The 26,421-nt window shown below is 60.0% G+C and carries 26 protein-coding genes and 1 pseudogene; 12 read left to right on the top strand and 15 right to left on the bottom strand.

All coding sequences use genetic code 11. The annotated features are described in order from the left end of the window. The first annotated feature begins 181 nt into the window (after positions 1-181). Positions 182-1,141: a TIGR00730 family Rossman fold protein gene (locus L8U58_RS09085; protein ID WP_034974108.1), complete on the top strand. Its 960-nt coding sequence runs from the start codon at positions 182-184 to the stop codon at positions 1,139-1,141. A gap of 66 nt (positions 1,142-1,207) precedes the next feature. Here the strand turns inward: L8U58_RS09085 and L8U58_RS09080 are convergent, their stop codons facing one another. After that, complete coding sequence (locus tag L8U58_RS09080) at positions 1,208-1,810, bottom strand: DJ-1/PfpI family protein (protein WP_269955180.1); 603 nt, start codon at positions 1,808-1,810, stop codon at positions 1,208-1,210. Further along, the gene (locus L8U58_RS09075) at positions 1,803-2,780 is read right to left on the bottom strand and encodes an NAD(P)/FAD-dependent oxidoreductase (RefSeq protein WP_269955179.1); all 978 of its coding nucleotides are present in this window, start codon (positions 2,778-2,780) and stop codon (positions 1,803-1,805) included. The genes L8U58_RS09080 and L8U58_RS09075 overlap by 8 nt, the downstream gene beginning before the upstream one ends. Positions 2,781-3,048: 268 nt before the next feature. On the opposite strand from L8U58_RS09075, the gene L8U58_RS09070 reads away from it, so the two are divergent. Beyond that, positions 3,049-3,339, top strand: a complete 291-nt coding sequence (locus L8U58_RS09070) for a hypothetical protein (protein ID WP_080716908.1) — start codon at positions 3,049-3,051, stop codon at positions 3,337-3,339. Positions 3,340-3,417: 78 nt separating this feature from the next. Beyond that, complete coding sequence (locus L8U58_RS09065; RefSeq protein ID WP_269955178.1) at positions 3,418-3,981, top strand: hypothetical protein; 564 nt, start codon at positions 3,418-3,420, stop codon at positions 3,979-3,981. 54 nt (positions 3,982-4,035) lie between these two features. On the opposite strand, the gene L8U58_RS09060 is transcribed toward L8U58_RS09065, so the two are convergent. Continuing rightward, positions 4,036-4,467, bottom strand: coding sequence for a TA system VapC family ribonuclease toxin (locus L8U58_RS09060; RefSeq protein WP_269955177.1), 432 nt, complete (start codon positions 4,465-4,467; stop codon positions 4,036-4,038). A 534-nt stretch (positions 4,468-5,001) separates the two neighbouring features. Here L8U58_RS09060 and L8U58_RS09055 point away from each other — a divergent pair. Further along, a complete protein-coding gene (locus tag L8U58_RS09055) occupies positions 5,002-5,313 on the top strand; it encodes a transglycosylase family protein (protein ID WP_230580579.1) in 312 nt (103 codons plus the stop codon). A 27-nt stretch (positions 5,314-5,340) separates the two neighbouring features. Here L8U58_RS09055 and L8U58_RS09050 read toward each other — a convergent pair whose 3' ends face one another. Next, positions 5,341-6,108: a PaaI family thioesterase gene (locus L8U58_RS09050; protein ID WP_043012297.1), complete on the bottom strand. Its 768-nt coding sequence runs from the start codon at positions 6,106-6,108 to the stop codon at positions 5,341-5,343. 168 nt (positions 6,109-6,276) lie between these two features. On the opposite strand from L8U58_RS09050, the gene L8U58_RS09045 reads away from it, so the two are divergent. From L8U58_RS09045 to L8U58_RS09035, 3 genes are all read left to right on the top strand, one after another. Beyond that, positions 6,277-7,119 (top strand): HNH endonuclease family protein, encoded by an 843-nt coding sequence (locus L8U58_RS09045; RefSeq protein ID WP_269955176.1) that lies wholly within the window; start codon positions 6,277-6,279, stop codon positions 7,117-7,119. 153 nt (positions 7,120-7,272) lie between these two features. Next, positions 7,273-8,436, top strand: coding sequence for a cystathionine gamma-synthase (locus L8U58_RS09040; RefSeq protein ID WP_269955175.1), 1,164 nt, complete (start codon positions 7,273-7,275; stop codon positions 8,434-8,436). An 11-nt stretch (positions 8,437-8,447) separates the two neighbouring features. Then, a complete protein-coding gene (locus L8U58_RS09035; protein ID WP_269955174.1) occupies positions 8,448-8,864 on the top strand; it encodes a hypothetical protein in 417 nt (138 codons plus the stop codon). 22 nt (positions 8,865-8,886) lie between these two features. Here the strand turns inward: L8U58_RS09035 and L8U58_RS09030 are convergent, their stop codons facing one another. Beyond that, positions 8,887-9,963 (bottom strand): hypothetical protein, encoded by a 1,077-nt coding sequence (locus L8U58_RS09030; protein WP_034966494.1) that lies wholly within the window; start codon positions 9,961-9,963, stop codon positions 8,887-8,889. A 175-nt stretch (positions 9,964-10,138) separates the two neighbouring features. Continuing rightward, positions 10,139-11,143 (bottom strand): hypothetical protein, encoded by a 1,005-nt coding sequence (locus tag L8U58_RS09025; protein ID WP_269955173.1) that lies wholly within the window; start codon positions 11,141-11,143, stop codon positions 10,139-10,141. Positions 11,144-11,289: 146 nt separating this feature from the next. On the opposite strand from L8U58_RS09025, the gene L8U58_RS09020 reads away from it, so the two are divergent. After that, positions 11,290-12,066 carry an SDR family oxidoreductase gene (locus L8U58_RS09020; protein WP_035007697.1) on the top strand — a complete coding sequence of 259 codons (777 nt, stop codon included), beginning with the start codon at positions 11,290-11,292 and terminating at the stop codon, positions 12,064-12,066. A 27-nt stretch (positions 12,067-12,093) separates the two neighbouring features. Here the strand turns inward: L8U58_RS09020 and L8U58_RS09015 are convergent, their stop codons facing one another. From L8U58_RS09015 to L8U58_RS08995, 5 genes and pseudogenes are all read right to left on the bottom strand, one after another. Further along, positions 12,094-12,411, bottom strand: coding sequence for a YbjQ family protein (locus tag L8U58_RS09015; protein WP_034976938.1), 318 nt, complete (start codon positions 12,409-12,411; stop codon positions 12,094-12,096). A 110-nt stretch (positions 12,412-12,521) separates the two neighbouring features. Beyond that, positions 12,522-15,425, bottom strand: a complete 2,904-nt coding sequence (locus tag L8U58_RS09010; protein WP_035002001.1) for a DEAD/DEAH box helicase — start codon at positions 15,423-15,425, stop codon at positions 12,522-12,524. Positions 15,426-15,446: 21 nt separating this feature from the next. Next, positions 15,447-15,842, bottom strand: coding sequence for a (deoxy)nucleoside triphosphate pyrophosphohydrolase (locus L8U58_RS09005; protein ID WP_034976942.1), 396 nt, complete (start codon positions 15,840-15,842; stop codon positions 15,447-15,449). Between the two features lie 174 nt (positions 15,843-16,016). Then, complete coding sequence (locus L8U58_RS09000) at positions 16,017-18,446, bottom strand: acyltransferase family protein (protein WP_269955172.1); 2,430 nt, start codon at positions 18,444-18,446, stop codon at positions 16,017-16,019. Positions 18,447-18,569: 123 nt separating this feature from the next. Beyond that, a pseudogene (locus L8U58_RS08995) lies at positions 18,570-18,981 on the bottom strand (gamma carbonic anhydrase family protein). 89 nt (positions 18,982-19,070) lie between these two features. Here L8U58_RS08995 and L8U58_RS08990 point away from each other — a divergent pair. Continuing rightward, entirely contained in the window at positions 19,071-19,604 is a 534-nt protein-coding gene (locus tag L8U58_RS08990; protein WP_034966479.1) for a flavodoxin family protein, read from the top strand. A 6-nt stretch (positions 19,605-19,610) separates the two neighbouring features. Here the strand turns inward: L8U58_RS08990 and L8U58_RS08985 are convergent, their stop codons facing one another. After that, positions 19,611-19,964 (bottom strand): hypothetical protein, encoded by a 354-nt coding sequence (locus tag L8U58_RS08985; RefSeq protein WP_051873869.1) that lies wholly within the window; start codon positions 19,962-19,964, stop codon positions 19,611-19,613. A 107-nt stretch (positions 19,965-20,071) separates the two neighbouring features. Between L8U58_RS08985 and L8U58_RS08980 the strand changes: the two genes are divergently transcribed. Further along, complete coding sequence (locus L8U58_RS08980; RefSeq protein WP_034976946.1) at positions 20,072-21,043, top strand: NAD(P)H-dependent flavin oxidoreductase; 972 nt, start codon at positions 20,072-20,074, stop codon at positions 21,041-21,043. A gap of 57 nt (positions 21,044-21,100) precedes the next feature. On the opposite strand, the gene L8U58_RS08975 is transcribed toward L8U58_RS08980, so the two are convergent. After that, the gene (locus L8U58_RS08975; RefSeq protein WP_051894026.1) at positions 21,101-22,150 is read right to left on the bottom strand and encodes an alpha/beta hydrolase-fold protein; all 1,050 of its coding nucleotides are present in this window, start codon (positions 22,148-22,150) and stop codon (positions 21,101-21,103) included. A gap of 118 nt (positions 22,151-22,268) precedes the next feature. Between L8U58_RS08975 and L8U58_RS08970 the strand changes: the two genes are divergently transcribed. Continuing rightward, complete coding sequence (locus L8U58_RS08970; RefSeq protein ID WP_080716064.1) at positions 22,269-22,589, top strand: GlsB/YeaQ/YmgE family stress response membrane protein; 321 nt, start codon at positions 22,269-22,271, stop codon at positions 22,587-22,589. Between the two features lie 17 nt (positions 22,590-22,606). Here L8U58_RS08970 and L8U58_RS08965 read toward each other — a convergent pair whose 3' ends face one another. Further along, positions 22,607-22,963, bottom strand: coding sequence for a hypothetical protein (locus L8U58_RS08965; protein WP_034966474.1), 357 nt, complete (start codon positions 22,961-22,963; stop codon positions 22,607-22,609). Positions 22,964-23,399: 436 nt separating this feature from the next. Here L8U58_RS08965 and L8U58_RS08960 point away from each other — a divergent pair, with 436 nt between their 5' ends. Continuing rightward, positions 23,400-24,062, top strand: coding sequence for a DNA-3-methyladenine glycosylase I (locus tag L8U58_RS08960; protein WP_034966472.1), 663 nt, complete (start codon positions 23,400-23,402; stop codon positions 24,060-24,062). A 17-nt stretch (positions 24,063-24,079) separates the two neighbouring features. On the opposite strand, the gene L8U58_RS08955 is transcribed toward L8U58_RS08960, so the two are convergent. Beyond that, positions 24,080-26,404: an NADPH-dependent 2,4-dienoyl-CoA reductase gene (locus tag L8U58_RS08955; protein WP_269955171.1), complete on the bottom strand. Its 2,325-nt coding sequence runs from the start codon at positions 26,402-26,404 to the stop codon at positions 24,080-24,082. Positions 26,405-26,421 lie beyond the last annotated feature (17 nt).

The following is a 26,421-nucleotide window of genomic DNA, read 5'->3' as shown; positions in this document are numbered from 1 at the left end:
ACCCAAAGCAGTCTTGAGCTGGCATCGTGAACATTACACAGCAAGCAGTTGAACAAACTGCACTACCGGAGGTAGCAAACCCGAAAGGGAATGTTACCTCCGGTTTCTTTCGTTTTCTGGTGTATAAGAGTCGAAGATTGCAGGTGCGTCGATTCAAACAGATTGTTCTAAGCTTGCACGCATGCCTTCTTCTGATATTCATGTCAGCGCTGTTGTAGTGAGAAATTCGCGGGGAGAAGTCCTTTGCGTGCGTAAGAAGGGCACTGCGCTATTTCAATTTCCGGGTGGCAAGCTCGAGTTTGCGGAGTCCTCGCTTGATGCGGTGATACGGGAAGTTAATGAAGAGCTGGGGATTTCGCTTGATGCTGCTCTCTTGGTTCCGATGGGAACATACCGTGCAGTTGCGGCTAACGAAGCCGGTAGCGATGTTGTTGCGGATCTTTTTTACTTTTCAGATTCGGTGGAGCCCGTGGCAGCTGCAGAAATTGCTGAGTGCGAATGGGTAAACCCGTCCGTGCCGAACGTTAAGTTGGCACCGCTTTTGAAAGATGAAGTGTTTCCGGAGTTGATTGCCAATCCTGTGCGTTCTGTAGCCGTATTTACAGGGGCGAGCAGTGGTCGCAACCATACCAATGCCTTTCTTGCTGATGCCCTAGGGGCGGGTCTAGCTGAGCAGGGCGTACGGATGATTTATGGTGGCGGCAAAGTCGGCCTTATGGGTGCTGCGGCGGATGCCTGTCTGGCCAACGGTGGCTGTGTAATCGGTGTGATTCCTCAGAATCTTGTCGATGGCGAAATTGCACATCCGGGTCTTTCGCACCTTGAGATTGTTGACACGATGTATCAGCGTAAGCAACGGATGAGTGACCTGGTCGATGCCTACGTGTGTTTGCCTGGCGGCGCTGGAACGTTAGACGAACTTTTTAATGCGTGGACAGCTCAACAGCTCGGGCTTCATCGCAAGCCCATTGCCCTTTTTGGTTCAAGTTTCTGGGCGCCTACGGTATCGATGCTCAAGCATATGGCAGACGAGGGATTTATTCGTCAAGATGATGTCGACACGCTTATTGTTGCCGACACCGTTGATGAACTTCTCGTCGCACTCAATTCTTGGGCTGCGCCGTGCCCCAAGTGGAATTAGTTTCTAAGTTGTATTGCAATAAGTACCGAGTAAAGCGATCTTTATTTGCATCTGCTGGGCTGAACGCTATACCGCAAACGGGTCGTGGTCCGGGTCGCTATTGAATTGAATCTCCAGGTCATGGGCGATCTTCTCCGCAAGCGAAGCGCCGAAGAAGTGGGAGACGAAGGCGACGGCCATATCTATCCCCGCTGCCACACCGGATGACGTCCAGCGATCACGGTCGTGCACCCACCGGGCAGAACTTTTCCAGTCGATGTTGTTGCCGAAAGAGGCGGCCCAATCAAACGCAAGTTTATTGCTGGTGGCGGCGTATCCCTCTAGCAAGCCAGCTGCGGCCAGAACCGCCGAACCTGTGCATATGGAACAGACAAGTGAGGCGCAACTCGCCATTTTGTAGATGCGGGCCAGGAAATCCGCATCTTTGACGAGAGCTCGCGTTCCCTGACCGCCCGGGATGATAACGGTGTCGCACACGAGGGAATCAAAGGTTGTGTCGGGGAGAATCTTCACACCTTGGGAGCTGGCTACCGGCGCCCCATCCGCGGATACAAACCTCACTTGAAGGTCAGGAACCTTAGCGAAGATTTCCGCGGGTCCAAAGACATCCAGCAGCTCAAACCCGTCGAACAGAATAAACGCTACGCGCTGTGGTCGTCCGTTATTCATGAGCCTGCCCCCGAACCTGCTGCATTTCTTCGTGCAATAAGAACTGATCGATCGCGATGGCAGTGGCCACGCCGGTGCCCATCGCCTGAGAAACCTGGTCGGGGGAGCTGGTGACGTTTCCTGCCGTCCACAGACCTGCGACGGACGTTTGGCCACGAGGTTGCCGTACTACCCAGCCGTTCTCGGATTCGCATCTGGCGGCTAGCAGCAGTTGATCATTGGGGTGAAAATCCGGTCCGGTAAAGCATGCCTCGAAGGCGCGGGTAGTGGAGGCGGAGCCGTCGGAAGAGGAGGGGTCGGAAGTGCTCACCAGAACTCCCGTGTCCGATGCTGGGTCGGGCTGTACGCCGGAGACGGGGGCGTCCATAAGAACAACACCACGCTTTTCAAACAGTGCGCGGTCGGCCTCGTCTAGGGAAAGCCCGTTGGTGAAGAACGTGACGCGGTCGGTCCATTTACGCATCAGGTGCACCATGTGCATCGTGAAGCCAGGGTTCTTTCCGCCAATGACGGCGAGGTCGCGTCCGCGCACCTCATAGCCGTGGCAGTAGGGGCAGTGGAAAACGCGGGATCCCCAGAGCTCAGTCAGGCCTGGTACGTCCGGCAGCTCGTCGGTGATGCCGGTTGCGACGAGAACCTGCCTGGCCAGAAGCTCCTGGCCGTCGGTGGTGGTGGCCTTCCAGGCGCTGTTCGCGCTCCCTACTTTGTCGAGCGCGGTGACTTCGCCGGGGATGACCTCGCCGCCGAAGGAAGCGAACTCGCTGCGACCTTGATCTAGCAGCTCCATGGGGTTAACCCCATCGCGACCCATGATCCCGTGCGCGTGGGCGCTGAAGCGGTTTCGGGGCTTGCCGCTGTCGACGATTGCTACGCGCCGTTGCGCGCGGGCTAGGGTGACGCCCGCCGCTGTGCCCGCGAACCCGCCGCCCACGATGAGTGCGTCGAGTGGTTTGGCCGTGTTGTTTTCCATGGTTCGAATCCTCTCTGGGGATTGCTGTACTTGGTCACCCAACCTACATGCTTGTTGTAGTGAGGGAAGGGGTTGTGGAAGTGATTCGCGACTGGAGAAAGATTGCGCGCCCGACCAGCGTCTAGCTGGTTCCGGGGAAACTTTATTGAAAACGTATTGACAACGCAGCAGGTGAGGGGCAGTATAGAAAGCGTCAAAGCAACCGACTGGCCCGCCCGACCAAGGGGAAGTGGCTCCATGGTTGCCCGGGATTAACAAGGAGTTCATCATGAGCTGCACCACTCACGCCGACCACGATCACAAGCACGGTTCGAACTGCGGCCACGTTGCCGTCCCGCACGGCGACCACGTCGATTATGTTCACGACGGTCACCTGCACCGCGAGCACCAGGGCCACTGGGACGAGTGCGAGACCGTCGAGCACCACGTCCACGAGGGTCACGAACACGAGCATGGCCCGAACTGCGGCCACGTTGCCGTCCCGCACGGCGACCACGTCGACTACATTCACGACGGTCACCGTCACGCGAAGCACGGCGACCATTGGGACGATCACTAAAGCTGCGGAGAAGAGTGACTTCCCAATAGTCACTCCGGTAACATAGGCCACCTGAAACGCCAGTGAAAGGAGCGTTGGGTGACGTACCCGCAAGGAAACGACGACCAGACTCGCATGTTCAACACTCAGGGCGGTGCTGGCAACGGTGGCTACGGTGGCTATGGCAACCAGGGCTACAACTCCGGCTACAACCAGCCACAGCAAGATTCCCGCGAAGGGCTGCTGGCCGGCCGATATGACGGCAAGAAGGTCGCGGTGAACCTCATCGTCCTCGCCGTCTTGGCTGCGGCCGTCACCTTCGCTGCGGTGTTCATCGCGGATCTCCTTGTGAGCTTCATCCCCGGTGAATCGTCCGCGGGCGTAGGACCCGCGGTGCTCACTGGCGTGGTAGCGGGCGTCATCGGTGTGCTTGCCGGACTGCTATACATCCCGGTCTCCGGTACGGGTAACGAGCACCTCTTCGGAATGGCGGTGATTGCCCTGGCGGCCGTCGCCGCGATCGCATGGGTCTTTGCAGGTGGGCTGCTGGACGGCGATTGGGGAACGCTCGTCACGCTCACGGGCATTGTCTGCACTGCCGCGATTGCGTATGTGGTGCCGTCCCGTATCGAATCGGCAGCCGTCTACGGCCCCCGCCGCTAAAATCTTTTTTCTCCAAACCTTCCAGCAGGGTAGTTACGACCCGGAAGTCTCAGATTAGTCCTTTTTGACGGAACTCCAGCGAAGGTTGGGGAATCGGGCGAAGCCTTGATCGTCGCTGATCAATGTTGCTTCCTCTGCGATCACCGTGGAAGCGATCCATGCGTCGGGGATATCGTTGCCACGGAGTTTATGCAGTTGAACCATCTCGTCAAAGATGTCCCACGATGCGTTTACCGGATGTAGAAGTACGGCGTTGGGGGAGGCGAGGATTGATTTGATTGCCTCCAAGGCCTGACCTGAGGTGAGGGGGGTTGAAAAGATCTTCGGGTTCGTCATGATTCGAATGAATCCGGTGGCAACGACGTCGAGGATTCCGACCGATTCACGCTGAGCAAGCGCGTTCTCGAGCCATTGTTTCGCCTCAGCGTGTCTAGGTGCAGTGAAGCTGAACGCGTTAATTAGTACGTTGACGTCAGGGACGATCATCGAGAACCTCCCATAGGGCATCTTTGTCGTCAATGTCTACGAGCATTGGGCCGCAATCAAATACTGGAAGTGTGACGGCAGTTGATTGGTGGGGGGTGCTGTCTACGTGCTCCAAAGCGGTTCGTATTACCTCTTCCACATAGGAGCTTAAAGTCAGGTCATTCAGCTTCGCTTGCCGCTTGGCGGCTTCGAGGAGTTTGGGGGGGAGGTTAATTGTGGTGCGCATAAACACAATAGTATCCGGCATCAAAGCATCAAACAAGAGGTGCATTGATGTAAATACCTGTTCAGGGCATGTGAATGTCAGATCTTGTGCTATTTGTTAGATGGCGGGCGGGGATAAGAAACCCCTGAAATTTCTTTATCAATGTGGAAATTCTCGTCGTTTTAGGCACTTTTCGGTTGACGCACCCCGGGGGTGGGTGCGTAAGTTTGCGGACTTACGAGCAATCGGCCGGCCACCCGGCTGGCCACGCGAAAGGAGTTTTCGTTTACATGAAGAAGTCCGTAAAGACCGCTTTTGCCCGTATTGGCATGGCTGCAGGCCTGGTTGCTGCCCCGGCGGCAGCCGCCACAGTCGCAGCCCCGGCCGCACAGGCTGCACCTGTTAGCGCCTGGGATCAGGTCGCACAGTGCGAGTCCGGCGGCAACTGGAAGATCAACACGGGCAACGGCTACTACGGCGGGCTGCAGTTCAGTGCTCAGACCTGGTCTGGCTTCGGTGGCACGAAGTACGCTCCGACGGCCAACCAGGCTACGAAGGCGCAGCAGATCGAAATCGCCGAGAAGGTCCTGGCCACCCAGGGCGCCGGTGCTTGGCCGAACTGCGGCAAGGTGCTGGGCTAGCTAGCTGGGATAACCAGCTGGGATAGCTTAAGCGTCCAGGTACTTTTCTGGAATATCCAGAGCCACCAGGTCCTCCCGGGACTTGGTGGATTTTTCTAGCGCGACTTTCACCACGTGGCGCATTTGGTCCTCGGGGTTGGGGATGCGGCGCTGCTCGGACATCAAAACAGTCAGGATCTCCGGCTGGTCCTTGAAGCAGTGCCACACCACCGCGTTGGCCAGCGATTCCAGCACCAGACCCCGCGGCTGCAGAGCCTGCTTCGGACGGTCGGCGCGCTTGCCGCCACCCCGCGGGCGCACGTGTAGATCCTGCTGGCCGATACCAACGACCGAACCATCCTTGTTGTAAATGATGGAGGTGTACGGCACGTTGCAGTAGCCGTCCTCGTCGACGGTGGTGGTGATCCAGTCGATCAGCTTGGGCGTGAGTTCCACGTCCATGTAGGCGCCACTGCGTCCGGGCGTGAGGAATTGGAAGGTGCCGGTGCGCGTCCAGGCCTCGTATTCAGTGCCGAGTCGGCGGGCAATGAGGGTGCCGAACAGCACATCCGTCATGGAAAACAGGGTGCCGCCGAAAGCTGCGCCGTGCATGTTTGCGTTCCACCAGCGCAGGTTCAGCACGATGCGTGCAAAGGCCCAGTCGTCCGAGACCTCGGTCATCTTAATGCCGGAAAACAGCAGTGGCGGCCAGAGGTTCATCATGCGTCGCATGCGGCTCGGCTTCTTAATCATTTTGTTCACGAAGCCGGGTACTGCCTTCATCTGTGCTTGGTAAATCTTCTTTAGAGGTTTCATGATGCGTTTATGGTATCGCGGACCGCCTACGGCAGGCAGGTATAAAAGTATTCTTTTCTTGTTGATGCCCCTACGCCCGCGCTGTACCGCACGGGTGTTCGAAACCTACCGTGGATTATCGCGGGAGGTTGCGGGGGTTGTCCGGCGGGGTTGCTAGCGTGATGGGCTATGAGCAAGAGGGTAAGTGGCCGTGTAGTCGGCGGCGCGCGTGTAGTCGGCGTGCGCGGTGTGGCAGCGCTGGTGCTGGGCGCAAGCCTGCTGCTCGGCGGGTGCGCCGAGGGTGCGGAGATTCTAGAGGGCGGAAGTTCGGCGTCCCAAAACTCGGAAGCGACAGTAGAACCGTCTACAGAAACAATTCCCGACCAGCCGGAACCACCGGCGGCGCCAGAACAGACAGAGCAGTCAGACCAACCGACTCAGCCCGCAGAGCAAGAAACGCCCGCAGTGCCGGAACGTTCACTGCACCAGCAGAACATGCTGGATCTGCTGGAGACGCTGGCGGTGAAGGGGCGCGCGCCGAAGACGGGATATAGCCGCAGTCAGTTCGGCCAGCGGTGGAAGGACATCGACCGCAACGGTTGCGACCAGCGCAATGATGTTCTGGCGCGCGACCTCACCAATGTCGAGGCGCCGAAGGGTTGCAAGGTGCTCAGTGGGGACCTGGATGACCCCTATACCGGCCGGCTGATCCATTTCGTTCGTGGGCAGAAGACCAGCCAGGCGGTGCAGATCGACCACGTGGTGGCGCTTGCTGATGCGTGGCAGAAGGGCGCGCAGCAGCTTACGCCGGAGCGGCGCGAGCAGTTCGCCAACGATCCGCTGAACCTCCTGGCTGTTGATGGACCTTCGAATATGCAGAAGGGCGCGGGCGATGCTGCGACGTGGCTGCCTGCGAATAAGTCCTTCCGCTGCACTTACGTCTCTATTCAGGTGCGGGTGAAGGCGGAGTATCAGTTGTGGGTGACACAGGCGGAGAAGGAAGCGATCCGGCGCGAGCTCGGCCGCTGTTAGAAGCGCAGATAGAGGGCCACTTCCACCGGTTGCACTTCCAAACTAGACTGCTTGGTCTATAATCGTTGAAACGATGCGCACCGGGCGGTGAATCCCCGGCGCACAAAAAGCACAAAGACGCGCTACCAAGCACTAGGTCGAAAGGGAGTTTCCATGGCCCACAACACAGACGCCATCCACGCAGGCTACGAGCCCGACGAGTTCATGGGCTCCATCAACGTACCGATCTACGCCTCCACCACGTTCGCACAGAACGCACCGAACGATCTGCGCGGCGGTTACGAGTACGGTCGGGTGGCGAACCCGACTGTCGATTCGCTGGCCCGCACGATTGCGGCGCTCGAGGGCGGCAAGCACGGCCGTATCTACTCTTCCGGTATGGCAGCGACCGACCACCTGCTGCGCGTGCTGTTGCGCCCCGGTGATCACCTGATCATGGGGCACGATGCTTACGGCGGCACGTATCGCCTGATCGCGACCGCTTTCAAGGATTGGAATGTGGACTTCACCGTCGTTGACACCACCGACGCAGAGGCCGTCCGTGCGGCGCTGACCCCGAAGACAAAGCTGGTGTGGCTCGAAACTCCGACGAACCCGCTGCTCGCTGTGTCCGACGTCGCCGCCATCGCCGAGGTGCTTGCCGATGAGTGTGGTAGTGACGCCCCTACGCGCCCGAAGTTGATCGTGGATAACACTTTCTGCAGCCCCTACCTGCAACGACCTCTGGATCAGGGCGCGGACGTGGTGCTGCACTCCACGACGAAGTACATCGGTGGACACTCCGATGTGGTCGGTGGTGCGATCGTCAGCAACGATGCGCAGCTGGATGAGGATCTGGACTTCCTGCTGGGCGGGGCAGGTCCGATTGCTTCGCCTTTTGATGCCTACCTCAACGCCCGTGGCTTGAAGACCCTGGGTGTGCGGATGGATCGCCACTGCTCGAACGCCCAAGCTATTGCGGAGTACCTGGACGGCCGCGACGAGGTCGCCACTGTCCTGTACCCCGGCCTGCCACAGCACCCGGGGCACGAGGTGGCTAAGCGCCAGTCCACCGGTAAGGGATTCGGCGGCATGATCTCCGTGCGTTTCCACTCCGAGGAGGCCGCGCTGAAGTTTTGCCAGTCCACCAAGCTGATCTGCTTGGCTGAATCCCTGGGCGGCGTGGAGTCTCTGCTGGAGCACCCGGCGACGATGACCCACCAGTCCGTGACCGGTTCTCAGTTGGAGGTTCCGCGCGACCTAGTGCGTATCTCCATCGGCATTGAGGATCTGGAGGATCTGCTCGCAGATGTCGCGCAGGCGCTGGAGCAGCTTTAAGATCTGGACTTATGAAGTCCTTTTCTTCTTCCAAGTCCTTGGCTGCACTGGCCACCGCAACTGCCCTGGTTGCCGACGCCGCGAGTGTAGCTCCGGCCCAGGCCGCAGCGTCGTCCGAGGGTAAGGGGTCCAGTACGGCTTCGATTACCCAGCCCGTCGACCCGGATGGCAATCCAAAGAATCCGCAGGCGAACAACGAGGGCTCGCTGGCTGGCAGCGTGGAATCCGCGAACCCGGGCGCGGAGTGGTTGTTGAAGGCCTTCCCGCTGGGCAGCACTGACCCTGCGGGTTCCCTGGGCAAAGATGCGCCGCCGATCGCAGGCATTCTGGCCTGGGTCGGCGGCATCGCGGGCGTATTCGCCCTGGGCGCTGCGGCGTTCGGTGCTTACCAGCACGCCGTTCAGCAGGGATGGATCAAGCCACTATAAATAGTGGCTTGTGCGCAGGGCGTTAGGCGGATTCGCCTTCGCCGCCCTTGTAACCCAACTGTTCGAGCAGCCCGTTCAGCTCCCCATCCTCCGCGTTGTAAATGTCGGCTTCGAGGATGATGCCCTTGTCCTTGTTGATGATGAAGAGCTTCTCGTGAGCCAGCTCTTTGAAGTGTCCGGCGTAGTTGTTCGGGTCGTTGCTTACGACAACCGGGTTCTGGCTATTGAATTCCTTTGACTTAGTGTCGACATACTCTTTGTCGTTGATGAGGTCGACTTGGTTGTATGCCCAACCGGTGCCCCGGACACCCGTGCAGCGAAGGCCGTCCATTTCGCGGGACGGGCGACTGCGGTCTCGGTAGCGGAGATTAAAGTGGCCGTTCTTGCAGCGGTTGACTAGATCGTTTAGCTTCGCGGGCATTGCGCCCTTGTAAGGCTCCTCGAGGGTGTTATCCGGGCCGCCGAAAGTGCCGGGCGCAGCAGGAGTGTCTGTAGCAGAGCTGGAGCTGCTGGAAGTGCTGCTAGACGAGCTAGTGTCCTCGCTAGACGGAGTGTCTTCGGTGCTTGTCTCCTCAGTGGTTTCCTCTGCACCCGTGGATTCCGTCGAGGAGCTGTCGGCGGTGTTCTTTGTTTCCTCGTCATCCTTCACGACAAAGAAGTAGCCACCGACTGCCAGCGCGACCACTACGACTAGGGCTGCGATGATGCCGATGATCTTGCCGGCACCGCCACCCGAATTCTGAGGCTGGCCGTAAGCTGTCGCCCCCGAGCCATACCCTGCTGCACCTGCGCCGTACCCACCCTGGTCGAAAGGGCTCTGGGGCTGCTGGCCGAAGCTGTTCTGCCCCGGCTCGCCATAACCGTCGAACTGGCTCGGCTGGCCAAAGCCGCCCTGCGGAGCCTGCTGGCCATAGCCACCCTGTTGGCCCGGTTGTGCGCCGGGGTATTGCGCGCCTTGCGGATTCTGGCCTGGGTTCTGCCCCTGCGCCGAATTCCACTGCGTGGTTTCGTCTGTCGGGTTGGAGCCGTTAAAAGGGTTGTCGCCCCCGTTGCTATCGCCCGGATTGGGAGTGTTTCCGTAAGGATTGTTGTTCGTCATGGTGGAGTGAAAGTCCTTCAAGTCTCAAGAAACGTCTTTGCTTTTTGCATGGCTCAGAAATTGTGAGCGCATTCGTGGGGTTGAATGCTGCCACGCGACTTGGTGTTCCGCTACGTGTTCAGTTGGGGTGATATAGGGGTGACAGATGGGGGGATGTGTCACCCCACTAAGGGGATTATTTTTCCGAGTAGCCCAGTTCGATGAGTGCCTGCTTCGCCTTTTCCTCATCGCCTAAGTGCAGGGTGGTTTCCATCAGGTAGCCCTTGGACTTGTTGAAGACGAACACGATCGGGGAGTACGTGTCCGGAATGTAGCCAGCGAAATTATCCGGGGCGTCGGACCAGATCTCGGCGTTGTGGTCCTTGGCGTACTTGATCTCGGTATCGGGAGCCTTGGAGTCCTTGATGAGCTTAATCTGCTTGTACTCCAGCGCTGTGTCCCAGACACCGGAGCACTGCATTCCCTGGACTCGTCGCTTATTTTCCCGGTTCAGCTCAAAGGTGCCGGACTTGCAGCCGTAGACCATATCCTTGAGCTTCGCCGGCATTGCGTCCGCGTATTCCTTGGTCAGCGAATCATCGGGGCCACCGATTCGACCGCGTTCCCGGGGCTGCTTCGAAGTAGAGGACTCGGAGGAAGAAGACTCGCTGCTGCTTTCCGAAGACTCCGAAGTCTCCTCGGAGGATTCACCCGACTTCTCCGCGCTGCTCGAGGAACCGGAGGCCTCGGTAGAGCCTCCCTCATCGTCCTTGTTCAGCAGGAAGTAACCACCGACGATAAGGCCAATCACCACGACAGCTGCAACGATGATGCCGACGATTGTTCCGGTGTTTCCGCCACCGCCGTTACCACCATTCATCGGCTGGCCATATGCGCCGTGAGGTTGCGAGTTGAAGGGGTTCTGGTCGAACCCTTGCTGGCCAAAACCTTGCTGGCCATAGCCTTGCTGACCGAGGCCCTGCTGGCCGTAGTTCTGCTGGCCGTACTTTTGCTGACCATAGCCTTGCTGGCCGTAGTTCTGTTGACCGTAGCCTTGCTGGCCGTAGTTCTGTTGACCGTAGCCTTGCTGGCCGTACTGCTGTCCCTGATTAGCGGCTCCGTCCGGGTCCTGACCTGGGGTCTGACCCGGGTTCTGACCCGGATTGAACGGGGAGCCACCATCACCGAAGTTGTTCGACATGTGAAATCCTTAGAGAAACGCCATAATCATTTATTAGGCCAAAGATTAATACATAGAATTGACCGCTGCAGTGCTCTAGGAATTTTTCGAAGCCAAGTCGGGAAGAACCTCCTTGTGGCGCCACCCCGGCCGCTACATTGGGACTCATGAGTACTAACGCTGCAGCAACCGAACCTTACCCATCGTCCGACTCCCGCGTAGCCGTTGTCACCGGCGCAAGTGCTGGCATTGGGGAAGCAACCGCCAAGCTCCTGGCCGCGGATGGCTGGCACGTCGTTGTGGCTGCTCGTCGTATGGAAAGGCTAGAGCAGGTCGCGCAAGAGATCGCCCAGGAGGGCGGTAAGGCTACGCCCCTTGCGCTCGATGTGACGGATGGGGCGTCAATAAATAGTTTCACCGCAGCCGTGGCCGAGCTGACGGGCTCCAAGGTGGATCTGCTGGTCAACAACGCAGGTGGCGCGCGTGGCCTCGACCTGGTGCTGGAAGCCGATCCGGAGGATTGGCGCTGGATGTTCGAAGCAAACGTGATGGGCACCCTGGAGGTCACCCGCGCGCTGTTCGATCAGCTACAGGTGGCGGAGGCGCCGCAGGTGATCAACGTGGTTTCCGTCGCAGGTCGCGGCGCTTACCGAGGGGGCGCCGGCTACAATGCGGCGAAGTTCGGGCAGACCGCACTGACCGATGTGATGCGCATGGAGTTCGCCGAATCTGGCGTGCGCGTCTGCCAGGTGGACCCGGGACGGGTGGCCACCGACTTCAGCCTCAATCGGTTCAAGGGCGATGCCGAGCGCGCGGCGGAGGTCTATGCAGACAAGCTAAGCCTGCAGGCCGAAGATATCGGTGAGACCATTCGTTGGGTCGCGGGGCGGCCACGCCACATGGACGTTGAGTCGATCATGATCCGCCCGCTCGACCAGGTGTAAGCCCGGCAACGCGCCGGGCACGAGCTGCTACTGGAAGGTGACGGCGGTGCCGGTCGCGCTGACCATCACCATGCCGCCCTGCCCCAGGGACTCGTAGTCGATGTCGACACCGACGATGCCGTGCGCGCCCATCTCCAGCGCGCGATCCACCATCTCCTTCAGAGCGGTCTCGCGAGCCTGCAGGATCTCGCCCTCGTATGCGGAGGAGCGGCCACCGGTGAGGTTACGGAAGCCCGCGCCGATGTCCTTGAACATGTTGATGCCCGCCACGGTCTCACCCGAAACGATGCGCAGGTACTGCGCGATGGTGTGGCCTTCGACGGAGTTAGTGGTAGTGACGATCATGGTGTTGCTGGCCTTTCTGCGATTTTTTCTTAATGACGCCCACAGTCCCAGCGTGCGCGCCTGTGCAACCGACTATAGAGGAACGCGCGGGGCTGGCGGCTGAAAAAAGGTCAGCTGGTGACGGGGTTGGTTGTGAAGTAGTTGTATAGACCTGGCGAAACGGGGTGCATGAGGTCCAGACGCATATTAACGATCGGCATTGGCTCTTTGGCTGTGGGAATGGTGGTCTCCACCGCATCGCGGGAACGTGCCTGGCCAAGGTAGTGGAAGTCGTGCCCTTCGGCGTCGTCCTTCTTTACAAACACTTCCAAGGTGTAATTCCCGGCAACAATTCGTTGCTCAATCTTGCTATCGAGGCGCCTGTTTGACTTCGTAAACCAGTTAATCACGGAGGGGCTGTCGAACTTGTCTTCGTACTTGGTGGAATCCGAAATGTCATCGGCCTTGTGATAAGTGATGAAGATTGGGCACGTCCCGGTTTCCTCGTTAGCTGCGTAGCCGTACATCGTGGAGTATTGGTTATTTTCCCAGTTCAGCATGCGGCACACATCCTTACGCGAATACTGCTTTCCAGGGAGCATGGAACCCTGCGATGCGTAGCGTTCGCGGTTGGTGCGCAGGCCAGTCTCGATGGCATCGTCAACATGGCGGGCGAAAAGGGGAGAGGAGTCGTAGGTCTTTCGCAACGTATCGCTGAGGGTGAAGATGTCGTTGCTAAAGGTGGCCAGGGGGAGATTGCCGTATTTCTTTTTCTCGTTAAGTGTGAAGAAGCTCAGATCCAGAATCCTGGAGACCGATTTCAAGGTCAGCGTGTCTAGCCCCTGTTCACTCCGTTGGGGAATGAAGCGATGTAGCAGTGAGCGGAAGTCTTCTACGGAAACCCGACTTTGCTCCAGCAATTGTTTAAGCAGCAGTAGCTCGTGAGGGCGCAGCCCGTTCAGCAATTCATTGTCGAGGAAAGTCAGGAATGCGCTTTCCTCCTTCGTTGGCACTTGAGTTTCCTTCTTCGACCGGACCAGAAAGTCCCAGTAGTTGGCTGTCCTGGACGTAGCAATGATTGGCGGCTGCACAGTGTCCTGGATCAGAAAATCGAGTCGCCAAGGCTGGCGCCCCAGTCGAAACTCCAAGTCGGCGAAAGACTTCTTCAGTTGGTGGAGCTTATCCAAACTGGCATTAGCCAGGCTTTCCAGAATCCGTTGTTCGGAGATCTTGTCAAAGCTGATGCTGCTAATCCCAGCGATTGACCCTGACTCGTCGGCATCCCGCAAACGCTTGCGAATGATGTCCTTGTTTAGTGAACTATCGCCAAAAAGAGCGATGGGCACGAGGAAGTTGTTTTTGTAGTTGCCAATGAAATCGATGACTCGCAAGTGATCCTTGCCTGCCGCCTTGCGCAGACCGCGGCCGAGCTGCTGGGTAAAAATGATGGCGGACTCGGTATTCCGCAGCATGACCACCTGGTTAACGGAGGGAATGTCAATGCCTTCGTTGAAAATATCGACGGTCAGTACATAGTCCAGCTCTCCGTCTTCCAGCTCCTTAATCACCGCATTGCGGGTCTGTGGCGAATCTTCACCGGTCAGCGCTTTGGTGCGCAGGCAATGGCCGAATACCGATTCTCCATTGAGCAATGCGGAAAGCTCTGTGGCCTCTTGCCGCGATGAGCAAAACATGAGCCCCGTGACCTTATCCGCCCGCCCGTAAGTCGTGAGCATGTCGAGTAGATGCTTTACCCGCTCGGTGGAGATCAGCTTGGATAGCGTGCTCGTTTCTTCAATAGTCCGCCCTTGGTCATCGATGTAATCCGTGACCCCGTAGTAGCTGAAAGGTGCGAGCATCTTCGACTCCAAGGCTTTTTGGAGCCGAATTTCGTAGGCCACGTTGTAATCGAAAAGTTCAAAGACGTTAAAGCCATCGGTACGCTCCGGCGTCGCCGTAAGCCCCAGAAGGAAAGCCGGCTGGAAGTGGTCCAGGGTGCGCAGATAGCTCTCTGCACCGGCTCGGTGGACCTCGTCGACAATGATGAAGTCAAAGGAATCGGGATCAAAGTCCCGCAGGTTATCCTCGCGCGAAAGGGACTGTACGCTGGCGAAAACATACTTGCGGTCCGGCTGTCGCGTGGAACCGACGAACTTGCCGAAGTCTTCCGGAGGAGCTTCCAGAACCCTTTGAAATTCCAGGATCGCCTTGTCCAGAATCTGTTCCCGGTGAACGATGAACAGCATTCTTTCCGGCTTGGCTTCCCGGACACTCAGCGCGGCGAGGATTGTCTTGCCCGTTCCCGTCGCGGAGATCACGACCGCGCGCCGGGCATTCGACTCGCGAATCTGTTTGATCTTTTCGAGGGCTTCCGACTGCATCGCGTTGGGCCTAATACGACCGACGGGGATGACCTCGTCTTTTTCCCCGAGTATCTCGTTCCTCTGCGGGATCGGTTTCCACGATTTCTCGTAGGCGTCGATCCATTCTGCGGTGAGTGGCTCGGAGCGTTCTTCCAATCGCGCGACGGCATTTCGAACTTGCAGGGCAATATCGCCATCCGGCATGGCCGAAAAGCGCACGTTCCATTCCGTGTTGCTAATTAGGGCGTTACGGGTCAGATTTGAGCTGCCAATGATCGCCGTTGTGCCATCGGCGTGCTCAAAGACGTAGCCCTTGCTGTGGAAAGCGTCGACCGAGTCTTTAAGTACCCTGACTTCGATGTTGGTGAGTTGTAGAAGCTCTTTAAACACTGCAGGTTCATTGAACTGCAGATATGTCGAGGTGACGATGCGACCCTGGCCCTGGAAATTCAGCAGGTCCTGCTTCAACAGTGCCAGTGCGGAGGAAGTGATGAAAGCAATCGAAAAATCAAAGCTCTTTGCGCGCTTTAGTTCGTGCTTGATGGCGCGCAGCATATCGTTGCTCTCGGTGTTAGCAATGAGCGCAGGATTGAAAACCTGGCCGGATTCAATACTTCGATCCAGATAGCCGAAGGCTGTATCCAGGCCTACCTTCGTATCGAAAACAGACACGATGCTTCCTCAAAAAGCTGGCTACTGGCCGAGCTCTCGGACAATTTTTTGGACCGCAGGAATGTCGGCGGGTGCCCAATCGAGCTCCGGAAGTTCGTTGACATCCATCCAGCGGATCTCTGCGTGTTCGGTGATCTGAGGGTCTGCTCCATTCAGGGTGCAGTAGAAGGTGCTGAGGACTACGGTTCCGAAGTCGTAGTTGTGCTCCGTCGTTTCGAGGTGGTCGCCCACAGTCGCGTCACACAGTAGCTCTTCTCGCAATTCCCGTCGGAGTGCTTCCACTGGGGTTTCACCCTGTTCGATCTTTCCGCCGGGGAATTCCCACGTCAGTGGAAGGGACATCGATTCGCTGCGTTGGGCTGCCAGGACCTTGCCATCGCGTACAAGCACGGCCCCGACTACGTTGATTCTCTTCATTTCGATACCTCCACAGCTTTGAATATTGTCGTAGCCTAGCAGGCATTCTTCTTTTCTGCCGCGCAGTCTTCCAGCTCCTCCAGAGGTCTAGCCTGTGGGCACAATCACCGTGGTCGCCAGCCCGCAATTCACCTCCGACGAACTCCCGTCGCCGACGTTGGAAGACCTGCCCCGTTAGTTCTGCGGGTTCGGGGGCGCGGGCTGATTCTTCTTGGGCATCAGCCCGACGTTCATCGGCGGGATCTTGTGGTTCGGATCGAACATCTGCGCCTCTAGCTCCGGAGCCAGAGTCTCCGCGAAGATGTTGTTGAAGTGGTGCGCATCGCGGTAGACCGCCATGTTGCCGATGATGGACGGGCACCAGTCCTCGCGGCACACCGCCGCGGTCAGATCCAGGAGGGTCACGTCCATGCCCTTGTAAGCATCGATAGAAGGATCCTCAGGCAGCAGGGAATCCCAAATGCTCTGGCCACACTCGGCGTTGATGGCCAGCACCTCATCGAAGTTCGGGCGACCGGGGTTAGCCAGGCCAGGGAAACCATCGTCTTCCGCAGCTTCGCCCTGCTTGCCTTCCATCATCTCCGCCACGCAGGTGCGCATGTCACGCGGTGCCCCGTTGGCGTTGGTCTGCCACGGGTTATCGCGCATCAGCCAGCTGTGGATGCCCTGGTCGGTAAAGCTCTGGACCAGATCCTTGTACTCCTGCGGCACCTGCTCCGGGCCCGCGCCACCGATTGTGGACGGTCGGGTGCCGGTCATGAAGATGCCCTCTGTCGGCGGGTGCTCCTTGATGTACTCCACGACCTTTTTCGACCAGCTGATGCAGGTGGGGTAGGGATCGCCGTTGACGCGCGGGATGTTGGCATTCACCGGGCAGCCCATCTTCAGGATCGGGATCATCTTCACGTGCCGGTTGCGGCCCACGATGTCCAGCGCCGGAATGTAGTGCTCGGAGTGCGAACCGCCGATGACGTACAGGGTCTTGTCAGAGTGGATGTCGCCGTAGGCGCATTCCTCGTCGGAACGGTTGTAGTTCTTCTTCAGAATCAGCGCATCGCTATCGAAGCCGATCTGGCAGCCATCCGGCTGGGTCTGGGGCAGCAGCGAATGGAAGTCCTCCAATGGTGGCACCAGCGGCATGTTCTCCGGCACGGGAGCGTTGTTTAGGAAGCTTGCCGCGCCGGGGTAGATTGACCGATCGGCCGCCAGATCCCACAGCTGTTCGCTGTTCACGTCCTCGCGGTGCTGGAGGTACTTCGGGGAAACCACCACTGCGCCGGCGATCACGATAACCAGCACGGCGTAAATGGCCTTCGGCCAGGCGGAGAGAGACTTTGCCCAGTAACGGGGGCTCAGCAGCACCCAGTTACGCTCCGGCTTCTTGCCCTGGCGCAGCGGGCGCTCGATCAGGATGTTGGACAGCCAAGCCAGCACCACGCTGCCCCCGATCACAGCTGCGCCCAGCGCCGGGGTGACCTTGGGGACGTTGAAGTAGTAGACGCACAGCACCAAGATGGGCCAGTGCCAGACATACAGCGCGTAGCTAATGCGGCCCAAGAACTGGAACGGACGGGTCAGTAGCATCCGGGTAACGCCGACGGGCTCGCCGGAGTGGCCGGCAACAACCACCAGCAGCGCGCCGACCAGCGGCACCAGCGTCCACGGGCCCGGGAACTGGGAAGAGCCATCCAGGAAGATGCCGGTACCGATGATCATGGCCAGACCCACGATGCCCATGATCGTGCGCGTCCAGCGGCCGAGGGGACGCAGCACAGGGTTGCCGTTGGCATCTCGGCGCAGCAGCAACATGCCCAGCAGACCACCCAGGCCGATCTCCCAGAAGCGGCTCAGGGTGGAGTAGTAGTTGATGGTCTGGTCTTCTATGTGGAAGTACGTGGCGTAGGCGAAGGAAAGTACCGTGGCGGCGGTAAGCACAACAAGCAGTACTTGGCGGGCGTACTTGCGGAAGATCAGGGCAATCAGAGTGATAACCAGTAGCGATCCGGCGTAAATCTGCAGCTGGGCGGACATGGACCACAGGTGTTGGAACGGGCTGACCGTGGTCTTCACGGACGTGTACTCGCGGCCGGTGTATGCCAACTGCCAGTTGATGTAGTAGCCCAGGGCGGCCACCGCATCCTTCGCCATCTGCACATGCACGAGGCGGTTCATCAACAGCAAGGAGGCCGCAAGCACGCTAGCAACCACCACTGCGAGCAGCGGGAAAAGGCGCCGGATGATGCGGAACAGGGACTGCGGGAACGTCAACCCCTTCGGGTTCTGCGCATTTCGCAGCTGGCTCCCAAAGAAGAAGATGCCGCCGAGCAGCAGGAACACGTCCACGCCCGAGCTGACCTTGCCGACGAAGACGTGGAAGACCACGACCAGGCCGATAGCCAGGCCGCGCAGCCCCTCAATGTCGTAGCGCATGCTGGAGGAGCGCACGCCGGACTTACCGGAAGAGCCAACCTTCTTGGCGGTGCTTTGCGCAGCGCCGGTGGATTCCGTTGATTGTTTCGCCGTTGATTGTTTCGCCTGAGTAGCGTCCGACTGCTCCGTTGTATGGTGCGAGTTCTCGTCCGCCGTAGAGTTTCCCTGTGCCATAACTTGAATCAGTCTATTGACCAGCGGGAAAAATATCGAAACGACTCACCCGTCAGTGCTCAAAGTGCATAGGTCTGCAACTTCTGGCACCGCCTGTTTGCGCCGTGGAACCACACCACCGAGCTACTCGAAATACACATCCTCCAAGGACAGTGCCTCCGCTGTGCTGGCCTGCTTACCGGCTGTTTCCACGTAACGCGCTGCATGGGCGATGAACCCCTGCCGCTCCTCCTCAGTCAGCTCGCGCCGTACCTTCGCGGGCAACCCGGCGGCCAAGCTGCCAGCCGGAATCTTCTGGCCTTCCAGCACCACCGCGCCCGCGGCGACGAGGCTACCGCCGCCGATCACGGACCCGGACAACAGCGCCGACTGCATACCGATCAACGTCCCCGCGCAGCACGCACCCGTAGAACACCGAGGAATCCGCCCCGATCTCTACATCTCCAATGATCGTCACGCCGGGGGAGATCATCGCGCTGCGGTGGATCCTCGGCGCCTTGCCCTGAAACGGAAGGATGAGCGGTGCTGCATTCATGTTCTCTATGCTAACTATTTTTGGACGCCCCCACGCCCCCTTTCCCCGGATAGTTCACGCAACATCGCAGGATCGGTAGCGTTGGCGTCATGAGTAAGAACACCACGAACGACGACCAGCCAGTAACGATCCTGGTCGTCCACCACAGCCCCACAGAAAAGGCCCAAAAGCTGGCGGACACAGTCCTCGCCGCAGCGCGCGCCGCAGCCGAGGAAGTGAATGCCGAAATGGGGGAGGCCGGGGAGGGCGGCGGCCAGCCAGCCGTGCAGGTCCTGGAGCGGCAGGCATTGGATCCCGATGTCGACGAGCTGCGCGGCGCCAGCGCGGTGATCCTGGGAACTACTGCCAACTTCGGCTACATTTCCGGCGCCCTCAAGCACTACTTCGACACGGTGTACGTGCCGGTCCTAGAGGACATGAAAAACACCCCGACCAGCTGGTGGATCCGGGGTGGATATGACACGACAGGTGCGGAGAAAGCCATGCGCTCCATCCTCACCGGGTTGGAATGGCAGACGGTCGCCGAACCCGTCGAGTTCACGGGAGATATTGAGCCCCACCTGGCGGAGCTAGAGGTGATGGCGCAGGCGGTAGTGGGCCAGGCTGTGGCGTCGATAATTTAAGGCGCTTTAGCGCTGGTCGGACAGCGCGTAAGCAGCACCGGCGACGGCCGCAGTGACCGAAAGAACCGCAGGCCAAGCACCAATCTTCTTAGCCAACGGGTGGGACAGGCCGAACGCCGCGATGTAGCCGGTGGTCAGCCCCGCAGCTACCCCGGCACCGGCCTTGGCATTCCAGGAACGGGCGGCATAGCCCCCGGCAGCAGCGAGGATAACGCCGCCGAGTGGCCGGATGCCGGTCTCCCGCGCAGTCAACCAACCACCGATAAGACCGGTGGAAACAACCGCGGCGGTGCTGACCTCCTTCGCAGGCTTCACAGTGGTGGTGGGCTTGAGCTGATCCAGCTTCGTTTTCTTAGACATGCCCCCACCCTACGCGCGCGACGAGACCTAGACTTCGTATAATCGACAAAACGATGACTAGGGTGGCAAGTAGTTCAAGGTACAACGATCATGAGGAGGAACATTCCATGGTTGATCGGATCGATACCCGGCTAACCGAGCTGTGGGGAATCGATAAGCCAATCATCGGCGCACCAATGGCCGGGCGCTCCGACGGCGAGCTGGCTGCAGCGGTGAGCCGCGCCGGTGGCCTGGGCATGTTCGGCGCCGGTGCGGGTACTGCGCCGGAGTGGATCCTCGAGAATGCGCGTATCGCGGCGGAAGCTGGCCCCTATGGCATTGGCCTGATGGTGTGGGCGCTGGAGGACAACCCCGCGCAGTTCGACGCAGTGCTGGAAGCCCGCCCCACCGTGGTGAGCTTGGGGTTCGGGGATCCCGCGCCCTATGTGGATCGGGCGCACGAGGCCGGAATTTCCGTTGTCGCGCCGATCAACACCATGGCTCAGCTGCGCCAAGCGCTGGCCGCGGGCGTGGACGCAGTGTGCGTGCAGGGAACCGATGCCGGCGGCCACACCGGTCGCATCGGCACCCTGCCGCTGCTGCAGATCGTGACGGAGTACATGCAGCTTCACGCGCCGGGCGTGCCGATCGCTGTCGCCGGAGGTATCGCTACGGGACGGGGCGTGGCCTCCGTGCTGGTAGCTGGTGCGGACGCCGCCTGGGTGGGCACTGCGCTGCTGGCTTCGCCTGAAGCTGCGGGGCCAGAGGAGCTCCGGCACGCCGCTATCAAGGCCACGGCCAGCAAGGCCGTGTTGACGGACATTTACGACCGCGCCGAGAAGCAAAAGTGGGATACCGAACAGTGGCCAACCCGCACTGTGCGCAACGCATTTGTGGATACGTACGGACCATTGTCCGACGCTGGTGAGGTAAGTGATGAGGAACTGATCGCCGCCCGCGCTGCGGGAGGCGACTTCGCCGACGAACTGAAGCTGCACGCGGGGCAAGGCGTTGAGCTGCTGCGGGCAGAGGTTCCGGCGGGGGATGTCGTGCAGAAGATGTACGACGAAGCGCTGTGTTGCCTACGGCGCTTCGCTTAGGTTTCCCCAGGTGTACTAGTCGCTAGCTGTTTGGGGCTAGCGACTCGAGGCTCGCGACTAGAGGCGCTGGCGGGACAGGAAGTTCCAGACTTCCTGGGAGGCATCCGGGACGCGGTTCCAGGTGTGGTTCTGCGGGTTCAGGATCAGCTGCAGTTCCTTGCGGGCGCACGGGTAGACGTGGCGCTCGCCGCCTGGGATGCGGGTGACGCGCGGCGGGAAGCCACAGCCATTGCGGCGTGCGTAGCTGTTCACCAGGTCGCGAACGGCCATGTAGTGGGCGCCGTTGTGGCGGTAGCCGCCACCGATCTTCATCATCGTGTCGCCACGACCGTGCATGATCAGGAAGGGGATCGCACGGTTCTTGCATCCGCGGTTCACCGGATCGTAGAACGCGCCACCGACAGCAGCGGCACCGGCGAAGACGTGGGGCAGGTGGCAGGCAACAACTGCCGTCATGCCACCACCGTTGGAGTGGCCGGTGGCGTAGATGCGGCCGCGGTCGATGTTGTAGGTGCGGTCGACCTCATCGATGATCTGCAGGATGAACTGCAGGTCGGTCCCGCCCTTTACTACTGCGTAGGGGGCGCCTTCCCAGCCGTGGTTGATGGACTCCGGGAAAACCTTGATGGCCTGCTGGCGTGCACCGGTTTCGTACAGGCGGGAGTAGCGGCGGAAGTTCTCCGGGGTGTCACGCCAGCCGTCGAAGCCGAAGATCACGGGAGCCGGGCGTGCCGGGTTGTAGTGGGTCGGCATCTCCAGGATGTAGCGACGGTTGTAGCCGCCAGAGCGGGTGTAGACGTTGATCTGTCGGCCGTTGCCGATGCGCGGAGCTGGCTTGGCAGTGTTCACGCGCTGCGGGCCCTGTTTCGCCGGAGCCGGCGGCTGGAGCATGCGCTGCAGGTCAGAAGAACCTGCAGGCAGCGGAGGCAGCTGCGGAAGCGGTGGCAGCGGAGGGAGCTGGGGCAGGGATCCCTGTGGGGCGGCGTTGGCGGCGGGAGCGTTGTGCGCAGCTACGCCAGCTGCGCCCAGCACGGTGGCCAGAACCAGGGAAAGGGTTACAACAATGCGCTGGAATGCAGCGAAGAAAGTGGTCAGAGGTTTTTTCACGGATGTGACTATACATAACCTGTGAGAAAGCTGCTAATTGTTTGAGTATGGAAGGGGTAAATCTTTATTTAGGCAGCGTCCATAGAACTCCCTGCGGGCTACAGGTAGCGTAGGTGACATGACTACAGAAATTCTTGCAGCAAACACTTTCCTTCTCGCGAGCGATTCTGCGGTGCCGCCACTCGGCATGCTTGGTTGGATCATTATCGGTGGCCTGGCTGGCTGGATCGGCTCGAAGATCATGGGCACCGACGAGCAGATGGGGCTAGTCCTCAATGTCGTCGTCGGTATCATCGGCGGCTTCATCGGTGGCTGGGTCTTGGGTCTGCTGGATATCGGAAGCGGCGGCAAGTTCTTTAGCTTCCTCACTTGCCTGCTGGGTGCATGTATCTTCCTGTTCCTCGTCGGCCTAGTTACCGGCAAGCGCGGCAAGAAGTAGCAACAAGCTACGGGGCGTTAACGCGCTCCCATGGTGGGCTGAGTGCTTACGCCGAGGCGCGCGCTTTCGGCTTCCAAGCCTTGGCCTAGCCACAGCACTAGCAGCAAGACGATCAGTCCGCAGATGATGAAAATCAGTGTTCCGATGAAGAAGTAGGAACGGAAAGGGTCACTTTTCGATTCTTCCCGAGTAGGCGCCTCGACCTCAGGTCGGGCGCTTTCTTCATTCCTGGAAACGGCTGGCTCGCCCGATTCGTTGAGGAATCCGCCGCGCTGAACAGATACGGCGCGAAATGTACCGGTATCGCGCTGCGGCGATATCGGCTGCGGAGCCACGGTGGGTTCCGCAGGGCCGACTGTGGGGCGACCTTCCATCGGGTTTCCTCCCGTCTATTACTTAAAGCGTTCCACGTTGTTTTCTGGCTGCGATACAACCGTGGGCTCGAGCAGTCGGGTCGGTGCTGCGAACCCTGAAAAGCAATCGCAGAGCCGAGCGAAGGCTCTGCGAGAGGCTGAAAAGTGAGGTAATAAAAACAGCCCTTGCTGTTGGGTTATTTTAAGCTTAGTCGCGACTTTCCGCTATGTAGAAGGCGACCCCTTTCGAGGGGCAGGCATCCTGGTGAGTGCCATTTTTCTACCCCCAAGTAGGGTTGTCCACAAGTCAGGGCTCTGTGGATAACTCCGCAGTAGGGGTGGGGTAAGAAGCTGCTCGCGCGGAGGTTGTCCGGCGTTTTTATTACGCTGTTGATTGCTACTAGCGCTTACACGCGGCAGCTAGGCTTTTCGCAGTTGAAAGGAAAGAAGAAACGCGATGGAAGGCACACGGCAGTTACTCACCACCAGCACCGGTCAACTCACCGACGAATCCGGGGTGGCCCGTCCACCGTGGGCCTATCGCAGCGAGGTCGAGCTGGACTACTACGACAACGAATGGGGTCGCCCCGTCATTACCGAGCACGGCCTTCTGGAACGCATCTCCCTAGAGGGCTTCCAATCGGGGTTGTCGTGGGCCACGATCCTGCGCAAGCGGCGGGATTTTCGTTCTGTGTTCTTTCTTTTTGACGCCCAACGCATCACCGAAATGAGTGAACCCCAAAGACGCGCTGCTCTGCAGGATGAGCGTTTGATTCGCAATGCCCGCAAACACGAGGCACTATACGAAAATGCCAAGGCGACGTTGGCGCTGCGACAGTTGGACGAGTATCAGGTCTTGCCGGAGGATTCACCGGCGCGCCAGGTGCTGGGTGGTGCGGCAAACAGGCTCGCTCCCGGACTGCCCGTGCTGGTGTGGTCTTTCACTCCGGCCGAGCACTCCCGGCCCGCTACGTTGGACGACGTGCCCTCGACCTCGCAGGAATCCCGCGCGTTGGCGCGGGAACTCAAGCGCCGTGGCTTCCAATTCGTTGGCCCCACCACCTGTTATGCGCTGATGCAGGCCATCGGCATGGTTGACGACCGGGTGGTGGAGCCTTAGAGGGATAGTGCGGCCGCTTAGATCTTGGCGGCCAGCTCGACGGCTTGGCGGATGGCGCGCTTGGCGTCCAGCTCCGCGGCGACGTCTGCACCGCCGATGATGTGAACGTTGCCGGAGTCCTTATTGTCGGCACTATCCTGTTCAGCGCCTGCCGGGCGGACGGACTCCTGGCCGGTGCACAGCACGACCGTGTCCACGTTCAGCACACGCTCTTCGCGGTTCTCCTTGGTTTCGCGCTCGATCTGCTCCAACAGTTCCTGCTTCTCTGCGCGATCCAGGGTTCGGCCTTCGAAGGTGCCGGACTTGATCTGCTTGATCTTCTTCAGGGTGACCTGCGGATCCTCCACCGGAACGGTGATGTGCAGGCCATCGGAATCGATCTTCTCGTAGGTCACGCCCACGATCTGCTCCGTGCCACCCATCGCAACTGTCGCACGGTGCACCCAGCCGGTCGTCTTGCCCAGCGAGCGGCCCATGCGGGTCGGCTTACGCTGCAGCATCACCACGCGACGCTGTGGGCGCTCCGGCTTCGGGGCGGAAAGGTTGCCGTGTACGTCGGAATCCTCGACCACGCCCCACTGGCTGTTCCAGGAGGTTAAGGACTGCGGCTCGCCCTGGCGATCCTCCAGCAGGAACTCCGCGACGTCGTAGCCGATGCCACCGGCGCCGATGACGGCCACGTATTCGCCCGGAGCCTTCTTGCCGGAGATCAGCTCGGCATAAGTGGCGACAGTCACGCCGTCGATTGTGCCCTCCAAGCCTTCGGCCACACCGGGGAACTCAGGAATGCGCGGGCGCACGCCCGTGGCCACCACGACCTCCTCGAATCCATCGGCCTGCAGCTCTTCGGGGGTCACGGCCTTGCCGGTGGAGATGTTCACCTTCAGACCCTCCAGGCGGTTAACCACCGCGTACAGAGCCTGCACGAACTCTTCCTTACCCGGCACACGCATCGCTAGGTTGAACTGTCCGCCCAGGGTGTCGGCGGCCTCAAAGACAGTGACGTCGTGGCCACGGAGTGCCAGCGCTTCAGCAGCGAAGAGTCCGGCTACACCGCCGCCGATCACGCCGATCTTCTTCGTACCCTGCGCGGGCAGCAACTCCAGTTCCGTCTCGTAAGCCGCCCGCGGGTTAACCAGGCAGGTTGCCCGCTGGTTGCCGAAGGTGTGATCCAAGCAGGCCTGGTTGCAGGCGATGCAGTGGTTGATCTCGGCATTCAGGCCCCGCGCTGCGCGGTTGACGAACTCCGGATCCGCCAGCAGCGGGCGGGCCATGGAGACCAGGTCGGCCTGGGGCTTGCCGGCGGGCTCGCCGCTGCCACCATCCCAGGTGCCGTCCAGCACGGCCTCGGCAACCTCTGGGGTGTTGATGCGGTTAGAAGCCACCACCGGGATGTTTACGTGTTCGCGCACCTTCTGCGTGGCCCAGGCGAAAGCGCCGCGGGGCACGGAGGTCACGATCGTCGGGACCTGTGCCTCATGCCAGCCCACGCCGGAGCTTAGCATGTCCGCTCCGGCCTCTTCGAGCTTCTTGGCCAGCTGCAGGATCTCCTCCTGGCTCTGGCCGCCCTCGACCAACTCCAGCACGGAGATGCGGTAGTCGATTACGAAGTCCTCCGGCACCTTGGCGCGGATGGCCTTCACAATCTCCACGGGGAAGCGCTGGCGGTTTTCCACCGAACCTCCCCACTTGTCAGTGCGCTGGTTCGTGCGCTCCGCGAGGAACTGGTTGATCAGATAACCCTCGGAGCCCATCACCTGTACGCCGTCGTAGCCTGCGTCGGCAGCGAGGGCGGCGGAGGCGGCGAAGGCGTCAACAAGCTTTTCTACCTCTTCTCCCGTCATCTCCCGGGCGGGGAAGGGGCTGATCGGCGACTGCGACGCAGAGGCGGACTGCACCATCGGGTGGTAGCCATAGCGACCCGCGTGCAGCAGCTGCAGCAGGATCTTCGCGCCACCGGCATGCACCGCATCGGTGATTTCGCGGTGCGCTTCGGCGATCTCCGGGGTGTTGAACGGGGTGCCGTAGGGGGTCAGGTTGCCCTCTAGAACCGGTGGGTAGCCGCCCGTGACCATCGCGGCCACGCCACCCTCGGCGCGGGCGGCGTAGAAGGCGGCGAGCTTTGGTACATCTTCGGTGTTGTCCTCCAGGCCGGTGTGCATGGAGCCCATGATCACGCGGTTGCGGAAGGTGGTCTTGCCGACCTGGATGGGGGAGAGGAGGGTCTTGTAAGCGGTGGCGGGATCCTCGGTCGGGGTGGCGGTGAGAGTGGCTGCGCCGGGTGCCGTAGTCAGCGGCAGCAGGGTGCGGACGGAAGAGTCGTTGGAAGGCTGGTTCGTCATGGGCGCAATTATTCCTA

Origin of the sequence: Corynebacterium macclintockiae (genome assembly GCF_027570165.1) — a bacterium.
GTDB classification, from domain to species: Bacteria; Actinomycetota; Actinomycetes; order Mycobacteriales; family Mycobacteriaceae; genus Corynebacterium; species Corynebacterium macclintockiae.
Note: the sequence above shows the minus strand (reverse complement) of the source record. Positions and strands in the feature narration are given on the sequence as shown.

Coding starts and splice junctions, on each gene's coding strand:
- L8U58_RS09085 (WP_034974108.1), top strand. CDS start 182: ATGCCTTCTTCTGATATTCATGTCAGCGCTGTTGTAGTGAGAAATTCG.
- L8U58_RS09080 (WP_269955180.1), bottom strand. CDS start 1,810: ATGAATAACGGACGACCACAGCGCGTAGCGTTTATTCTGTTCGACGGG.
- L8U58_RS09075 (WP_269955179.1), bottom strand. CDS start 2,780: ATGGAAAACAACACGGCCAAACCACTCGACGCACTCATCGTGGGCGGC.
- L8U58_RS09070 (WP_080716908.1), top strand. CDS start 3,049: ATGAGCTGCACCACTCACGCCGACCACGATCACAAGCACGGTTCGAAC.
- L8U58_RS09060 (WP_269955177.1), bottom strand. CDS start 4,467: ATGATCGTCCCTGACGTCAACGTACTAATTAACGCGTTCAGCTTCACT.
- L8U58_RS09055 (WP_230580579.1), top strand. CDS start 5,002: ATGGCTGCAGGCCTGGTTGCTGCCCCGGCGGCAGCCGCCACAGTCGCA.
- L8U58_RS09050 (WP_043012297.1), bottom strand. CDS start 6,108: ATGAAACCTCTAAAGAAGATTTACCAAGCACAGATGAAGGCAGTACCC.
- L8U58_RS09045 (WP_269955176.1), top strand. CDS start 6,277: ATGAGCAAGAGGGTAAGTGGCCGTGTAGTCGGCGGCGCGCGTGTAGTC.
- L8U58_RS09040 (WP_269955175.1), top strand. CDS start 7,273: ATGGCCCACAACACAGACGCCATCCACGCAGGCTACGAGCCCGACGAG.
- L8U58_RS09035 (WP_269955174.1), top strand. CDS start 8,448: ATGAAGTCCTTTTCTTCTTCCAAGTCCTTGGCTGCACTGGCCACCGCA.
- L8U58_RS09030 (WP_034966494.1), bottom strand. CDS start 9,963: ATGACGAACAACAATCCTTACGGAAACACTCCCAATCCGGGCGATAGC.
- L8U58_RS09025 (WP_269955173.1), bottom strand. CDS start 11,143: ATGTCGAACAACTTCGGTGATGGTGGCTCCCCGTTCAATCCGGGTCAG.
- L8U58_RS09020 (WP_035007697.1), top strand. CDS start 11,290: ATGAGTACTAACGCTGCAGCAACCGAACCTTACCCATCGTCCGACTCC.
- L8U58_RS09015 (WP_034976938.1), bottom strand. CDS start 12,411: ATGATCGTCACTACCACTAACTCCGTCGAAGGCCACACCATCGCGCAG.
- L8U58_RS09005 (WP_034976942.1), bottom strand. CDS start 15,842: ATGAAGAGAATCAACGTAGTCGGGGCCGTGCTTGTACGCGATGGCAAG.
- L8U58_RS09000 (WP_269955172.1), bottom strand. CDS start 18,446: ATGGCACAGGGAAACTCTACGGCGGACGAGAACTCGCACCATACAACG.
- L8U58_RS08990 (WP_034966479.1), top strand. CDS start 19,071: ATGAGTAAGAACACCACGAACGACGACCAGCCAGTAACGATCCTGGTC.
- L8U58_RS08985 (WP_051873869.1), bottom strand. CDS start 19,964: ATGTCTAAGAAAACGAAGCTGGATCAGCTCAAGCCCACCACCACTGTG.
- L8U58_RS08980 (WP_034976946.1), top strand. CDS start 20,072: ATGGTTGATCGGATCGATACCCGGCTAACCGAGCTGTGGGGAATCGAT.
- L8U58_RS08970 (WP_080716064.1), top strand. CDS start 22,269: ATGACTACAGAAATTCTTGCAGCAAACACTTTCCTTCTCGCGAGCGAT.
- L8U58_RS08965 (WP_034966474.1), bottom strand. CDS start 22,963: ATGGAAGGTCGCCCCACAGTCGGCCCTGCGGAACCCACCGTGGCTCCG.
- L8U58_RS08960 (WP_034966472.1), top strand. CDS start 23,400: ATGGAAGGCACACGGCAGTTACTCACCACCAGCACCGGTCAACTCACC.
- L8U58_RS08955 (WP_269955171.1), bottom strand. CDS start 26,404: ATGACGAACCAGCCTTCCAACGACTCTTCCGTCCGCACCCTGCTGCCG.